At 71.1% G+C, this 14,378-nt stretch carries 13 protein-coding genes; 6 read left to right on the plus strand and 7 right to left on the minus strand.

Annotation, left to right across the window (positions count from 1 at the left end; translation table 11 throughout):
* Positions 1-32 precede the first annotated feature (32 nt).
* Entirely contained in the window at positions 33-1,088 is a 1,056-nt protein-coding gene (locus ACFYMM_RS33865; protein WP_388393763.1) for an LLM class F420-dependent oxidoreductase, read from the plus strand.
* 129 nt (positions 1,089-1,217) lie between these two features.
* Here ACFYMM_RS33865 and corA read toward each other — a convergent pair whose 3' ends face one another.
* Positions 1,218-2,216 carry a magnesium/cobalt transporter CorA gene (gene corA, locus ACFYMM_RS33870; protein ID WP_388393805.1) on the minus strand — a complete coding sequence of 333 codons (999 nt, stop codon included), beginning with the start codon at positions 2,214-2,216 and terminating at the stop codon, positions 1,218-1,220.
* Between the two features lie 61 nt (positions 2,217-2,277).
* Between corA and ACFYMM_RS33875 the strand changes: the two genes are divergently transcribed.
* The 4 genes from ACFYMM_RS33875 to mshC all read left to right on the plus strand — a co-directional run bounded on the left by ACFYMM_RS33875 (position 2,278) and on the right by mshC (position 5,786).
* A complete protein-coding gene (locus ACFYMM_RS33875) occupies positions 2,278-2,964 on the plus strand; it encodes a histidine phosphatase family protein (protein ID WP_388393766.1) in 687 nt (228 codons plus the stop codon).
* Positions 2,965-3,067: 103 nt separating this feature from the next.
* Positions 3,068-3,658, plus strand: coding sequence for a DUF3090 domain-containing protein (locus ACFYMM_RS33880; protein ID WP_388393769.1), 591 nt, complete (start codon positions 3,068-3,070; stop codon positions 3,656-3,658).
* On the plus strand, positions 3,622-4,449 hold the full coding sequence (locus ACFYMM_RS33885) for an SCO1664 family protein (RefSeq protein ID WP_388393771.1): 828 nt from the start codon (positions 3,622-3,624) through the stop codon (positions 4,447-4,449). Before ACFYMM_RS33880 ends, ACFYMM_RS33885 begins: the two co-directional genes overlap by 37 nt.
* A gap of 107 nt (positions 4,450-4,556) precedes the next feature.
* Positions 4,557-5,786 (plus strand): cysteine--1-D-myo-inosityl 2-amino-2-deoxy-alpha-D-glucopyranoside ligase, encoded by a 1,230-nt coding sequence (gene mshC, locus ACFYMM_RS33890; protein ID WP_388393774.1) that lies wholly within the window; start codon positions 4,557-4,559, stop codon positions 5,784-5,786.
* 96 nt (positions 5,787-5,882) lie between these two features.
* Here mshC and ACFYMM_RS33895 read toward each other — a convergent pair whose 3' ends face one another.
* The 6 genes from ACFYMM_RS33895 to ACFYMM_RS33920 form a co-directional block, all read right to left on the minus strand.
* Positions 5,883-6,914: a PAC2 family protein gene (locus ACFYMM_RS33895; protein WP_388393776.1), complete on the minus strand. Its 1,032-nt coding sequence runs from the start codon at positions 6,912-6,914 to the stop codon at positions 5,883-5,885.
* A 166-nt stretch (positions 6,915-7,080) separates the two neighbouring features.
* Complete coding sequence (locus ACFYMM_RS33900; protein WP_388393779.1) at positions 7,081-7,752, minus strand: FadR/GntR family transcriptional regulator; 672 nt, start codon at positions 7,750-7,752, stop codon at positions 7,081-7,083.
* Between the two features lie 254 nt (positions 7,753-8,006).
* Entirely contained in the window at positions 8,007-9,623 is a 1,617-nt protein-coding gene (locus tag ACFYMM_RS33905) for an FAD-dependent oxidoreductase (protein WP_388393781.1), read from the minus strand.
* Positions 9,624-9,662: 39 nt separating this feature from the next.
* On the minus strand, positions 9,663-11,201 hold the full coding sequence (glpK, locus tag ACFYMM_RS33910) for a glycerol kinase GlpK (RefSeq protein WP_388393784.1): 1,539 nt from the start codon (positions 11,199-11,201) through the stop codon (positions 9,663-9,665).
* Positions 11,202-11,230: 29 nt separating this feature from the next.
* A complete protein-coding gene (locus ACFYMM_RS33915; RefSeq protein ID WP_388393786.1) occupies positions 11,231-12,025 on the minus strand; it encodes an MIP/aquaporin family protein in 795 nt (264 codons plus the stop codon).
* A gap of 343 nt (positions 12,026-12,368) precedes the next feature.
* Complete coding sequence (locus ACFYMM_RS33920; RefSeq protein WP_388393789.1) at positions 12,369-13,133, minus strand: IclR family transcriptional regulator; 765 nt, start codon at positions 13,131-13,133, stop codon at positions 12,369-12,371.
* Between the two features lie 277 nt (positions 13,134-13,410).
* On the opposite strand from ACFYMM_RS33920, the gene ACFYMM_RS33925 reads away from it, so the two are divergent.
* On the plus strand, positions 13,411-14,378 hold a 968-nt coding region (locus tag ACFYMM_RS33925; RefSeq protein WP_388393792.1), incomplete at its 3' end, for a homocysteine S-methyltransferase family protein.

A 14,378-nucleotide genomic window follows, 5' to 3' on the forward strand; every position in this document is an offset into this window, starting at 1 on the left:
GCGACGTTACTGATGGGTAAGGGGAAGTGCCGATGCAACTCGGGATCAACCTCGGCTACTGGGGTGCCGGGATGGACGCGGACAATCTGGCCGTGGCACAGGAGGCCGAGCGGCTGGGCTACGCCGTGTGCTGGGCCGCCGAGGCCTACGGCTCCGACGCGGCCACCGTGCTCAGCTGGGTCGCCGCCAAGACCGAGCGCATCGACGTCGGCTCGGCCATCTTCCAGATCCCGGCCCGGCAGCCGGCGATGACCGCGATGACCGCCGCGACCCTGGACTCCCTGTCCGGCGGCCGCTTCCGACTCGGCCTCGGTGTCTCGGGCCCGCAGGTCTCCGAGGGCTGGTACGGGGTCAAGTTCGACAAGCCGCTCTCGCGCACCCGCGAGTACGTGGAGATCGTCCGCAAGGCGATGACGCGCGAACGGCTGTCGTACGAGGGAGAGCACTGGACGCTGCCGCTGCCCGGCGGCCCGGGCAAGCCGATCAGGCTGACCGTGCACCCGGAACGCGAGCACATCCCGCTGTACATCGCCGCGATCGGCCCGAAGAACCTCGAGCAGACCGGCGAGATCGGCGACGGCGCGCTGCTGATCTTCCCGTCCGCCGAGCACCTGGAGGACACCGCGATCCAGCACCTGCGCGCGGGCCGGGAGAAGGCCGGCAGGACCCTCGACGGGTTCGACGTCTGCCCGACCGTGCCGCTGGCCGTCGGCGAGGACCGGGACGTGTCCCGGCTCGCGGACACCTTCCGCCCCTACACCGCGCTGTACGTGGGCGGCATGGGCAGCGCCAAGCAGAACTTCTACAACCAGCTCGCCCGGCGCATGGGGTACGAGAAGGAAGCCGCCGAGATCCAGGAGAAGTACCTGTCCGGGGACAAGCAGGGAGCCGCCGCGGCCGTCCCGCAGGACCTCATCGACAAGACCACGCTCCTAGGTTCCGTCGACCGCATCGCCGACCGGATGAAGGCCTACGCCGCCGCCGGCGTCACCACCCTCAGCCTCGCCCCGGCCGGCTTCACCCTCGACGAGCGCCTGGCCTCCCTGCGGGCCGGCAGCGAGGCCCTGGACCGCGCCGGACTCGGCTGAACCTGGCGGAGGAAGGACTTTCAGCGGCCGTGGTGGGGGCTCGGGGGGTCTCCCCGCCACGGCCGTCACGGGGAACAACGCACCGGCCCGCCCGTGGTTACGCCCCGAACGCGCCGACCACTGACGCCTTCACAGCCAGCCGCGCCGCTTGAACAGCCGGTACAGCAGCAGCTCCAGCCCGGCCATCAGCGCGATCACCGCCGGATACGACCACAGCCAGTGCAGCTCGGGCATGTGGTCGAAGTTCATGCCGTAGATCCCCGCGATCATCGTGGGCACCGCGGCCATCGCCGCCCACGCGGAGATCTTCCGCATGTCGTCGTTCTGCCGCACGCTCATCTGCGCGAGATGGGCGTTCAGGATGTCCGAGACCAGCCGGTCCAGGCCCTCCACCGACTCGTTCACGCGCGTGAGATGGTCGTTCACGTCCCGGAAGAACGGGCGCGCCCCCTCCCGTACGAACGCCAGCGAGCCGTCGGCCGACCCCACTCCCGCCAGCCTGTTCATGGGCACCGACAACGGGACCGTCGCCCGCCGGAACTCCAGGATCTGCCGCTTGAAGGTGTAGATCCGCGACGCCGTGTGCCGCGAGCCCCCGCCGTCCGGCGAGAACACCTCCGTCTCCAACTCCTCCAGGTCCGTGCCCAGTTCGGTGGCCACCTCCAGGTAGTGGTCGACGACCGCGTCCGCGATCGAGTACAGCACCCCCGTCGGCCCGTGCCGCAGCATGTCCTCCTGCTGCTCCAGACGCCGCCGTACCTCCGCCAGGGGCGCGCCCTCGCCATGGCGGACCGTCACCACGAAGGAGTCGCCGAGAAAGATCATCAGCTCGCCCGAGGTGACGGTGTCGCTGTCCGGCTCGTACGTCACCGGCTTGAGGACCATGAACAGCGAGTCGTCGTACACCTCGAGCTTGGGCCGCTGATGGGCCTTGAGGGCGTCCTCGACGGCGAGCGGGTGCAGCCCGAACTCCTCCGTGACGAGGTCGAACTCCTTCTCCGTCGGCTCGTACAGACCGATCCACACAAAGCTGTCCCCCCGCGCGCGGGCCTCCTCCAGGGCGTCGGAGAAGTCCTGCGGGCCCTCGGTGCGGTGCCCGTCCCGGTAGATGGCGCAGTCGACGATCACGCGGTGCATCCTTCCTCTCCCCGGGCGCCGCCGCGGCCCGGCGTACGCCTACCCTGGCCGCATGCCCACGTTGATCCTCGTAAGGCACGGACGTTCCACCGCCAACACCGCGGGCCTGCTCGCCGGCTGGACGCCCGGCGTCGCTCTCGACGAACGCGGCACCGCCCAGGCGGCCGCGCTGCCCGGACGGCTCGCCGGGCTGCCCCTCGCCGAGGTCGTCACCAGCCCGCTGGAACGCTGCCAGGAGACCCTGCGGCCGCTGCTCCAGGCCCGCCCGGAGCTGACCGCGCACACCGACGAGCGGATCGGAGAGTGCCACTACGGCGACTGGTCCGGCCGCAAGCTCGCCGAACTGATGGACGAGCCGCTGATGCAGGTCGTCCAGGCGCACCCCTCGGCCGCCGCCTTCCCCGGAGGGGAGTCCATGCGGGCCATGCAGACCCGCGCCGCCGAGGCCGTACGGGAGTGGAACGCGCGCGTGGAGCGCGACCACGGCGCCGACGCCGTGTACCTCATGTGCTCGCACGGTGACATCATCAAGTCCCTCGTCGCGGACGCGCTCGGCCTGCATCTGGACCTCTTCCAGCGGATCTCCGTCGAACCGTGTTCCATCACCGCGATCCGTTACACCCGGCTGCGGCCGTTTCTCGTTCGCCTCGGCGACACCGGGGATTTCGCCTCGCTCGCCCCGCGCGAGGAACCCCCCGGCGAAGACGCACCGGTCGGGGGTGGTGCGGGCGCACCGTGATCGTCGGCCGCAGTAGGGTGAAGCGGTCCACACCATCGCCTTCCCGCCCCAGGGCCCTGGGCCCCGCACTCTCGCATCCACTCGAATCCCATGGAGACAGGACGTGTCCCGTCAGGTGTTCCTCTACGACCCGCCGGACCGCTTCGTGGCCGGCACGGTCGGGCTGCCCGGACGCCGTACGTTCTTCCTCCAGGCCACCGCGGGCCCCCGGGTGACCAGCGTGGCCCTGGAGAAGACCCAGGTCGCCGCCCTCGCCGAGCGCATGGACGAACTGCTCGACGAGGTCGTACGACGCAGTGGCGGCAGCGCCGCCGTGCCCGCCGTCGCACCCACCGAGGTCGCCGACTCCGGCCCGCTGGACACCCCCATCGAGGAGGAGTTCCGGGTCGGCACCATGGCCCTGGCCTGGGACGGCGAGGAACAGCGCATGATCGTCGAGGCGCAGGCCCTGGTGGAGCTGGACGCCGACTCCGAGGAGGACCTCGCCGAGGCCGAGGAGCGGCTTCTGCAGGACGAGGAGAACGGGCCCCCGATGCTGCGGGTCCGGCTGACCGGCGCGCAGGCCAGGGCCTTCGCCAAGCGCGCCCTCGACGTCGTCAACGCCGGGCGGCCGCCGTGCCCGCTGTGCAGCCTCCCGCTCGATCCGGAAGGACACGTATGTCCGCGCCAGAACGGATACCGCCGCGGGGCGTGACGGACGACCCGGGCGCCACCGCCGACCTGCTCGCCCGCGGTGAGCTGACCGTGCGCGGCCGCATCCGCGAGGCGTCCAACGCGGCGCTGTTCTGCACGGTCGCCCACGACGGCCGGGAAGCCACCTGCGTGTACAAGCCGGTGGCCGGGGAGCGCCCGCTGTGGGACTTCCCCGACGGCACCCTGGCGGGCCGCGAGGTGGCCGCCCACGAGGTCTCCGAGGCCACCGGCTGGGGGCTGGTGCCGCCCACCGTGCTGCGCGAGGGGCCGTACGGCGAGGGCATGTGCCAGCTGTGGATCGAGGCGGCCCCGGACGCCGAGCTGCTCGCCCTGGTCGACGGCGAGGAACCGGAGCCCGGCTGGAAGGCCATCGGCCTCGCCGAGGTCGGCGAGGGCCGCACCGCGCTCCTCGTCCACGCCGACGACGAGCGGCTGCGGCGCCTGGCGGTCCTCGACGCCGTGATCAACAACGCCGACCGCAAGGGCGGGCACCTGCTGCCCACCGCCGACGGCCACCTCTACGGCATCGACCACGGCGTCACGTTCAACGTGGAGAACAAACTCCGCACCCTGCTGTGGGGCTGGGCCGGGGAACCGCTCACGCCCGAGGCCGTCGAGGTCCTCGACAGGCTCAGGGACGGTCTGGGCGCCGACCTCGGCGCCCGGCTGGCCGGACTGATCACCCCGGCCGAGATCGACGCCACCCGCGCGCGGGTCGAGGCCCTGCTGACCTCCGGCACCCACCCGGAGCCGAGCGGGGAGTGGCCGGCGATCCCCTGGCCGCCGGTCTAGGACCCCGGGCGCCTGCACATCGGGGGCGCAAGCGCAAGAACGCCTTCCCGGCCATCCGGCCCGGTCCGGTTCGTATGCGCGAGTTCTGGCCGGTTAGGCTCATGTACATGCATGCCTGGCCCGCTTCCGAGGTCCCCGCCCTGCCTGGTCAGGGCCGCGACCTGAGGATCCACGACACCGCGACCGGCGGTCCCGTCTCCCTCGACCCCGGTCCCGTCGCCCGTATCTACGTCTGCGGGATCACCCCGTACGACGCGACCCACATCGGTCACGCGGCCACCTACAACGCGTTCGACCTCGTACAGCGCGTGTGGCTCGACACCAAGCGGCAGGTTCACTACGTCCAGAACGTCACCGACGTCGACGACCCGCTGCTGGAGCGCGCGGAGCGGGACGGCGTCGACTGGGTCGCCCTCGCCGAGAAGGAGACGGCCCTCTTCCGGGAGGACATGACCGCCCTCCGGATGCTCCCGCCGCGACAGTACATAGGCGCCGTCGAGGCGATACCGGGCATCGTCCCGCTCGTGGAGCGGCTGCGCGAGATGGGCGCCGCCTACGAACTGGAGGGGGACATCTACTTCTCCGTGGAGTCCGACCCGCACTTCGGCCAGGTGTCGCACCTCGACGCCGCCGCCATGCGGCTGCTGTCCGCCGAGCGCGGCGGCGACCCGGACCGCCCCGGGAAGAAGAACCCGCTCGACCCGATGCTGTGGATGGCGGCCCGTGCGGGCGAGCCCAGCTGGGACGGCGGTTCGCTGGGCCGGGGACGCCCCGGCTGGCACATCGAGTGCGTGGCCATCGCCCTCGACCATCTCGGCATGGGCTTCGACATCCAGGGCGGCGGCTCCGACCTGGCCTTCCCGCACCACGAGATGGGAGCCTCGCACGCCCAGGCACTGACCGGCGAGTTCCCGATGGCCAAGGCCTACGTGCATGCCGGCATGGTCGCGCTGGACGGCGAGAAGATGTCCAAGTCCAAGGGCAACCTGGTCTTCGTCTCACAGCTGCGGCGCGACGGCGTCGACCCCGCCGCCATCCGGCTCGCCCTGCTCGCCCACCACTACCGGGCCGACTGGGAGTGGACCGACCAGGTGCTGCGCGACGCCGAGGCCCGCCTCGGGCGCTGGCGCGCGGCGGTCTCCCGGCCCGACGGACCGTCCGCCGACGCCCTGGTCGAGGAGATCCGCGAGGCCCTGGCCCAGGACCTGGACGCACCGTCCGCGCTGGCCGCGGTGGACCGCTGGGCGGCGCGGCAGGAGGCGGAGGGCGGTACGGACATCGGGGCGCCCGGTGTCGTGACCCGGGCGGTGGACGCGCTGCTGGGCGTGGCCCTCTGACCGGCCGCACCCCGGCACGCTGACAGCCGCACGCCATGACGAGAGGGGCGGTTCCCGCAGCGGGAACCGCCCCTCTCGTCATGGCTCGGCCTCGGCTCATTCCTCGGCAGTGCCCTGGTCGTCGCCCTCGGAGAAGCCGTCGGGGAAACCGTCGGTGGAGCCCCCCGCGGCACCCTCCGCCGAACCCTCGGAGGCGCCCTCCGCCGACCCCTCCGCCGGTCCCTCGGACCCGCCGGAGGCTCCCGCCTTCGGTGGCATCGGGGGCCGGGTCCGGCCGCCCGGAGGACTCACGTCCCGGCGCCGCAGGTACCGCTCGAACTCGCGGGCGATCGCCTCGCCCGAGGCCTCCGGCAGCTCGGCGGTGTCCCGGGCCTCCTCCAGCGTCTGGACGTACTCGGCGACCTCGCTGTCCTCGGCGGCCAGCTGGTCCACGCCCACCTGCCAGGCCCGCGCGTCCTCCGGCAGCTCGCCCAGCGGGATACGCAGGTCGAGCAGGTCCTCCAGCCGGTTCAGCAGCGCCAGGGTGGCCTTCGGGTTGGGCGGCTGGGACACGTAGTGCGGTACGGCCGCCCACAGTGACACCGCCGGGACGCCCGCGTGCGTGCACGCCTCCTGCAGGACGCCGACGATGCCCGTGGGGCCCTCGTACTTGGTCTCCTCCAGGTCCATCCGCTGGGCCAGGTCCGGGTCCGAGGTGACTCCGCTGACCGGCACCGGACGCGTGTGCGGGGTGTCACCGAGCAGGGCGCCCAGGACGACCACCAGCTCCACGCCCAGCTCGTGCGCGAAGCCCAGCAGCTCGTTGCAGAACGAGCGCCAGCGCATGGACGGTTCGATGCCGCGCACCAGCACCAGGTCACGCGGTTTCTCACCGCCGACCCGGACGACGGACAGACGGGTGGTCGGCCAGGTGATCTTGCGCACCCCGGCGTCCATGAACACCGTGGGGCGGTTCACCTGGAAGTCGTAGTAGTCCTCGGCGTCCAGCGCCGCGAAGACCTCGCCCTTCCACTCCCGTTCCAGATGCGCGACCGCGGTGGAGGCGGCGTCGCCGGCATCGTTCCAGCCCTCGAACGCGGCCACCATGACTGGGTCGATCAGCTCGGGAACCCCCTCCAGCTCGATCACCCAGTGCCTCCTTCCGACGAGCCCTCGCTTGACCCACCAACCTTACGGCGTCCGGCGGGGGCACCCGCAGCCCCCTTGCACGGGGGAGTGAACGGATCACTGCCCCGTTCGCCACCCGGGAACACCCTCGGGCCGAAGGGAGCCCCACCGCCGCCGTCCACGGGCCTCACAGGGTGCTGCGCAGCCACTGCTCCACACTCGCGATGTGCACGGTCGCCCAGGAACGGGCCGCCTCCGCGTCCCGGTCGCGCAAAGCGGCCAGGATCGCGCGGTGCTCGCGCAGCGTGCGGACCACCGCGTCCTCCTGGGTGAGACCGCGCCAGATCCGCGCCCGGGTGGTGGGCCCGGACAGGCCGTCGAGCAGGGAGCACAGCACCGAGTTGCCCGCGCTCTGCACGATGCCACGGTGGAACTCCAGGTCGCAGGCGACCAGTTCCTCCACCGAGGGCGTCGCACCGAGCGCGTCCAACTGGGCGGACAGCGCGTCGACTTGCTGCTCGCTGATCCGGGAGGCCGCCATCGCGGTCGCGGCCGGCTCCAGGATCCGGCGCACCGCCAGGAACTCCAGGACCGTGTCGTCGCGGTGGAAGTCGACGACGAAGCTCATCGCCTCCAGCAACAGCTGCGGATCCAGACTCGTCACATAGGTGCCGTCGCCCTGGCGCACGTCCAGGATCCGGATCAGCGACAGCGCGCGCACCGCCTCTCGCAGTGAGTTGCGGGACAGGCCAAGCTCCGCGGCGAGTTCGCTCTCCTTGGGCAGTCGTTCACCGGGGCGCAGGGCACCGGAGACGATCATGTCCTTGATCTTCTCGATCGCCTCGTCGGTGACTGCCATGGCGGGCCTCCCTCTCACTGAGACATCCGATGTCTCGCACCTTATGGAGGCACATTATGCGGTGTGACCTCCTGTTCGCCCAGCGGCGGAGGAAGCGGGACCGGACGGAGGAAGCGGGACCCGACGGACGAAACGGGCGGACGCGAGGGGCGGCTCCATCGGCGTGGAGCCGCCCCTCGCGTGGTTCCGGCTCCGGTGCGGAGGGAGCCGGCCCCTGGTTCCGGCCCCGGTCGGGGAGCGGGCCGGTACCGGGTCTACTTCTTGTCGAGCAGGTCCTGGACCTTGGCGCGGACCTCGTCCGTGGCCAGGCCCCGGATCGTCAGCGTCGTACGGCGGCGCAGCACGTCGTCCGGCGTCTCGGCCCACTCGTGGTCACGGGCCCAGACGACCTGCGCCCAGATCTCCGGGGCGTCCGGGTGGACGCGCTCGGCCAGCTCCGGGCTCTCGTTCGCCAGCCGGGCGATGTCGAAGGCCAGCGAGCCGTAGTGGGTGGCCAGGTGCCTGGCGGTGTCGGCGGCCATGCGCGGGCCGGGCGCCGGGTGGTCCACCAGCAGCCGGTGGGCGACCGCGCGCGGGTTGGCGACGCCGGGCAGCGGCAGCTTCTTCGGCAGCGAGGAGATCGGCTCGAAGTCGTCACCGAGCGGGTGGCCGGGCAGCGCCTCCAGCTTCTGCATGACCGTACGGCCGATGTGCCGGAAGGTGGTCCACTTGCCGCCCGCGACGGACAGCATCCCGCCACGGCCCTCCGTGACCACCGTCTCCCGCTTGGCCTTGGCCGTGTCGCCGGGACCGCCCGGCAGCACCCGCAGACCCGCGAAGGAGTAGGTGATCAGATCGCGGCTCAGCTGCTGGTCCCGGACCGAGAACGCGGCCTCGTCCAGGATCTGGGCTATGTCCTTCTCGGTGACCGCGACGTCCGCCGGGTCGCCCTCGAACTCCTCGTCGGTGGTGCCGAGCAGCAGCATGTCCTCCCAGGGGAGGGCGAAGGTGATGCGGTACTTGTCGATCGGGGTGGCGAGCGCCGCCTTCCACGGCGACGTCCGCTTCAGGACCAGGTGCGCGCCCTTGGACAGCCGGATGGAGGGGGCCGCGTTCGGGTCCTCCATCCTGCGCAGGTGGTCGACCCAGGGGCCGGTCGCGTTGAGCACCAGACGGGCGTTGACGCCGAACTCCTCGCCGGAGGTCCGGTCGCGCAGGTCGGCGCCCGTGACCCGGCCCTTGGTGAAGCGCAGGCCGGTGACCTCGGCGTGGTTGAGGACCACCGCGCCCGCCTCGACGGCCGCGCGGACCGTCATCAGCGCCATCCGGGCGTCGTTCATCTGGTCGTCGCCGTATACGGCGACGGCCTTGAGGTTCTCGGTGCGCAGCTCGGGCACGTCCTGCGCCGCCTTGGCGGGGGACAGGAGGTGACCGACGCCGTCACCGAACGCGGAGAGCGCGGAGTAGGCGAAGACGCCCGCCCCGAGCTTCGCCGCGCCGTGCGGCCCGCCCTTGTACACGGGGAGGTAGAAGGTGAGCGGGTTCGCCAGGTGGGGGGCCACCTGGCGGGAGACCGCACGGCGCTCGAAGTGGTTCTCCGCCACCAGCTTCACCGCGCCGGTCTGCAGGTAGCGCAGACCGCCGTGGAGGAGCTTGGAGGAGGCGGAGGAGGTGGCGCCGGCGAAGTCGCCGGCGTCGACCAGTGCCACCCTCAGGCCGGACTGCGCGGCGTGCCAGGCGGTGGAGATGCCCAGGATGCCGCCGCCGATCACCAGAAGGTCGTACGACGCCTTGGAGAGCTGCTCCCTGGTCTCGGCCCGGCTCGGGAGAGAGCCGGAGGCCGGGTGCGTCCCCAGGGCAGGCACGGACTGCAGGGTGGACTGACTGGTCATGTCGGGTACTTACTCCTCGTCAGCTGACGTCAGCGCTCGTCAGCTCTCGTCCTCGATCCAGCCCATGGTCCGCTCGACGGCCTTGAGCCAGTTCTTGTACTCACGGTCGCGGGTCTCCGCGTCCATGTGGGGGGTCCATTCGGCGGCCCGGCGCCAGTTGGCGCGCAGCTCGTCGGTGCTGGACCAGAAGCCGACGGCGAGACCGGCGGCGTAGGCGGCGCCGAGGCAGGTGGTCTCGGCGACCATCGGGCGCACCACCGGTGCGTCCAGGACGTCGGAGAGGGTCTGCATCAGCAGGTTGTTGGAGGTCATGCCGCCGTCGACCTTGAGGGTCACCAGCTCGTCGCCGGAGTCCTTGACCATGGCGTCGGCGATCTCCCGGGTCTGCCAGGCGGTCGCCTCCAGGACGGCGCGCGCCAGGTGCGCCTTGGTGACGTACCGGGTCAGGCCGGCGATCACTCCGCGGGCGTCGGAACGCCAGTGCGGGGCGAACAGGCCGGAGAAGGCCGGCACGAAGTAGGCGCCGCCGTTGTCCTCGACCGAGAGCGCGAGCGTCTCGATCTCGGCGGCGGTGGAGATCAGGCCCATCTGGTCGCGCATCCACTGCACCAGGGAGCCGGTGACGGCGATCGAGCCCTCCAGGGCGTAGACCGTCGGCTGGTCGCCGATCTTGTAGCCGACCGTGGTCAGCAGGCCCGCGTAGGAGTTGATGATCTTGTCACCGGTGTTCATCACCATGAAGGTGCCGGTGCCGTACGTGGACTTGGTCTCGCCCTCGGAGAAGCAGGTCTGGCCGAACAGGGCCGCCTGCTGGTCACCGAGCGCGGAGGCGACCGGGATACCGCCGAGCAGGTCGCCGAGCTTGCCGCCGGTGACCTCGCCGTAGACCTCGGCGGAGGGGCGGATCTCGGGCAGGATCTGCAGCGGCACACCGATCGACTCGGCGATCTTCTCGTCCCACTGCATCGTGTGCAGGTTCATGAGCAGGGTGCGCGAGGCGTTGGTGACGTCGGTGACGTGCCGGCCGCCGTCGGCACCGCCGGTCAGGTTCCAGATGACCCAGCTGTCCATGGTGCCGAAGAGGATGTCGCCCGCCTCGGCGCGCTCCTTGAGGCCCTCGACGTTGTCGAGCAGCCAGCGGGCCTTGGGCCCGGCGAAGTAGGCGGCCAGGGGGAGGCCGGTCTCGCGGCGGAAGCGGTCCTGGCCGACGTTGCGGCCGAGTTCCCGGCACAGGGCGTCGGTGCGGGTGTCCTGCCAGACGATCGCGTTGTGGACGGGCTCACCGGTGTTCTTGTCCCACAGCACGGTGGTCTCGCGCTGGTTGGTGATGCCGATGGCCTTGATGTCGTCGCGGGTGATGCCGGCCTTCTGGATGGCTCCGGCGACGACTTCCTGGACGTTGGTCCAGATCTCGGTGGCGTTGTGCTCGACCCAGCCCGGCTTCGGGAAGATCTGCTCGTGCTCCTTCTGGTCGACGGCGACGATACGGCCGTCCCGGTCGAAGACGATGCAGCGGCTGGAGGTCGTGCCCTGGTCGATCGCGGCGATGAAGGGGCCTGCGGTGTGCGCGTCGGTCACAGTGTGCTCCTGAAAGATCCGTGGGCTTCTTAGGCGAATGCGACGTTGTAGATGCCTGCCGCGATGGCGCCGCCGATCAGCGGACCGACCACCGGGATCCAGGCGTAGCTCCAGTCGGAACCGCCCTTGTTGGGCAGGGGGAGCAGAGCGTGCACGAGGCGCGGACCGAGGTCACGGGCCGGGTTGATCGCGTAGCCCGTCGGGCCGCCCAGCGAGAGGCCGATGGAGACGACCACCAGCGCGGTGATCAGGGCGCCCAGCGTGCCCAGACCGTTGCCCTTGTCGTTCAGGCCCTGGGTGAGGACGGCGAGCACCAGCACGATGGTGCCGATGATCTCGGTGGCGAGGTTCTGCCAGACGACCCGGATCTCCGGGCCGGTGGAGAAGACGCCCAGGACCGGGCCGGCCCCCTTCTCCTGGGCCTCGACGGCCTTGGCCGTCGTGGCCTGCGCGCCGGGACCGCCGACGATCTCCTTGTCGGTGAGGTGGGCGTGGAACTGGCCGTAGTAGGCCACCCAGACCAGGGTCGCGCCGATCATGGCGCCGAGCAGCTGACCGCCCCAGTAGACGGGGAGGTTGCTGAAGTCCTTGTCCTTGATCGCGAGCGCGAGCGTCACGGCCGGATTCAGATGGGCGCCGGAGAGCGGCGCCGAGGTGTAGACGGCCGTCAGAACGGCGAAACCCCACCCGAAGGTGATGGCGAGCCAACCGGCGTTACGTGCCTTGGAGGCCTTCAGGGTCACGGCGGCGCAGACGCCGCCGCCGAGCAGGATGAGTATGGCGGTACCGATGGTCTCGCCGATGAAGATGTCGGAGCTGGACACCCGCGACTCCTTTGTCCTTCGTCCAGGGGACCGAACCCCGGGTCCCTCCGGAGGTTCGAGCTGCCCTCGGGGGTGAGAGCGATGCCGGCCCTTGGCGTTGTCACACTCTAGCGCGTATTGCCGGTAGGTGTTCGACAATGCCGACCGATGGACGGGAGTCTTGCTCCGGCGTTACGGGCTCGTCAAGAGTTCTGTTATCGAAAGCGCGATCGTTATTGATCGCTCCCGGCTGTCGACCTCCGGCGCTACGGGATGTACGGCTTCGCACCATATGTCTCTTTCAGGGTATGGCGAGAGCCGGAACGCCGCCCGCGTCCCGGTCGATCCCCGTCGTGTGCCGTGCTCAGAACCGCCCGGCGCCCAGGTCCCGCGACACCGCGCGGGCACAGTCCCGTACCGCCGCGATCAGCTCCGGACGCAGCTCCCCGTCGCGGCACAGCCGTTCCACCGCGCCCGTGATGCCCACGGCGCCCACCGGCATGCGCCGCCGGTCGTGGACGGGCGCGGCGACCGAGGCCACGCCCTCCCAGGTCTCCTCCACGTCCGCCGCGTACCCACGCGCGCGTGTCATGTCGAGGAGGTGCTCGAAATCCGCCAGGTCGCACACCGTGCGGTCGGTGAACGGCTTGCGGTCGGCCTCCAGCGCCTCGCTGTGCGCCACCGGGTCGTAGGCGGACAGCACCTTGCCCAGGGCCGTGGAGTGCAACGGCTGCATGGCGCCGATCTCCAGCACCTGGCGGCTGTCGTCGGGCCGGAAGACGTGGTGCACGATCAGGACGCCCTGCTGGTGCAGGACGCCCAGGTAGACGCTCTCCCCGCTGGAGCGGGCCAGGTCGTCCGTCCACACCAGGGCCCGGGCCCGCAGCTCGTGCACGTCCAGGTAGGTGGTGCCCAGGCGCAGCAGTTCCGCGCCCAGCTGGTAGCGCCCCGAGGCGTCGTCCTGTTCCACGAAGCCCTCCTGCTGGAGGGTGCGCAGGATGCCGTGGGCGGTGCCCTTGGCGAGGCCCAGCGACGAGGCGATGTCCGAGAGGCCGAGCCGCCGCTCGCCGCCCGCGAGCAGCCGCAGCATCGCGGCCGCCCGTTCGAGCGACTGGATGTTCCGTGCCATCGCCGTCCTGCCTCCGTCCCCTTCGACCGCCGACGAACATCATCACTGTCGTTCGGCAATGTCGAACACTACCGGTCCATGCCGACCTCCCGCTAATAGTCGGTCGGTTCTTGTTACGTCGCGTGTGGCTAGGGCGACGCTCGCACGCCACTCGTCCGCCTCGTGGACGCCCTGCCCATCCAAGCCCACTCCCGGTTAGGCTGGCGCACGTGCGTCTGCCCCGGGTCCGCCCGGGAAACCGCATAGCCGACAGCCGTCGCATCCCAGGGAGCCCTTCATGGCCTCGGTGCCACCGTCCCCTTCCGCCGACAGCCGGACCCGTGTGTCCGCGCTCCGAGAGGCGCTCGCCACCCGTGTGGTGGTCGCCGACGGAGCCATGGGCACGATGCTTCAGGCGCAGGACCCCACGCTGGACGACTTCCAGCAGATGGAGGGCTGCAACGAGGTCCTCAACGTCACCCGCCCCGACATCGTCCGCTCGGTGCACTCCGCGTACTTCGACGCGGGTGTCGACTGCGTGGAGACCAACACCTTCGGCGCGAACCTCACCGCACTGGGTGAGTACGACATCCCCGAGCGCGTCGCCGAACTGTCCGAGGCCGGCGCCCGCATCGCCCGCGAGGTGGCGGACGAGTTCGCGGCCCGGGACGGCCGGAGCCGCTGGGTGCTGGGTTCGGTCGGCCCGGGCACCAAGCTGCCCACCCTCGGCCACACCACCTTCAACGCCATCCGCGACGCCTACCAGCAGAACGCCGAGGGCCTGCTCGCCGGCGGCGCCGACGCGCTGCTGGTGGAGACCACCCAGGACCTGCTGCAGACCAAGGCCTCCGTACTGGCCGCCCGCCGGGCGATGGAGACCGCCGGCTACGAGGTCCCGCTGATCGTGTCGGTGACCGTCGAGACCACCGGCACGATGCTGCTCGGCTCCGAGATCGGCGCGGCGCTGACCGCGCTGGAGCCCCTCGGCATCGACATGATCGGCCTGAACTGCGCGACCGGTCCGGCCGAGATGAGCGAGCACCTGCGCTACCTGGCCCGCCATGCGCGCATCCAGCTGTCCTGCATGCCCAACGCGGGCCTGCCCGTCCTCACCAAGGACGGCGCCCACTACCCCCTCACGGCGCCGGAGCTCGCCGACGCCCAGGAGACCTTCGTACGGGAGTACGGCCTTTCCCTGATCGGTGGGTGTTGCGGTACGACGCCGGAGCATCTGCGTCAGGTGGTCGAGCGGGTCCGGGGCATGGT

It is taken from the genome of Streptomyces sp. NPDC006739 (assembly GCF_042869815.1).
Taxonomy (GTDB): domain Bacteria; phylum Actinomycetota; class Actinomycetes; order Streptomycetales; family Streptomycetaceae; genus Streptomyces.

Coding starts and splice junctions, on each gene's coding strand:
- ACFYMM_RS33865 (WP_388393763.1), top strand. CDS start 33: ATGCAACTCGGGATCAACCTCGGCTACTGGGGTGCCGGGATGGACGCG.
- ACFYMM_RS33875 (WP_388393766.1), top strand. CDS start 2,278: ATGCCCACGTTGATCCTCGTAAGGCACGGACGTTCCACCGCCAACACC.
- ACFYMM_RS33885 (WP_388393771.1), top strand. CDS start 3,622: ATGTCCGCGCCAGAACGGATACCGCCGCGGGGCGTGACGGACGACCCG.
- mshC (WP_388393774.1), top strand. CDS start 4,557: ATGCATGCCTGGCCCGCTTCCGAGGTCCCCGCCCTGCCTGGTCAGGGC.
- ACFYMM_RS33900 (WP_388393779.1), bottom strand. CDS start 7,752: ATGGCAGTCACCGACGAGGCGATCGAGAAGATCAAGGACATGATCGTC.
- ACFYMM_RS33905 (WP_388393781.1), bottom strand. CDS start 9,623: ATGACCAGTCAGTCCACCCTGCAGTCCGTGCCTGCCCTGGGGACGCAC.
- ACFYMM_RS33920 (WP_388393789.1), bottom strand. CDS start 13,133: ATGGCACGGAACATCCAGTCGCTCGAACGGGCGGCCGCGATGCTGCGG.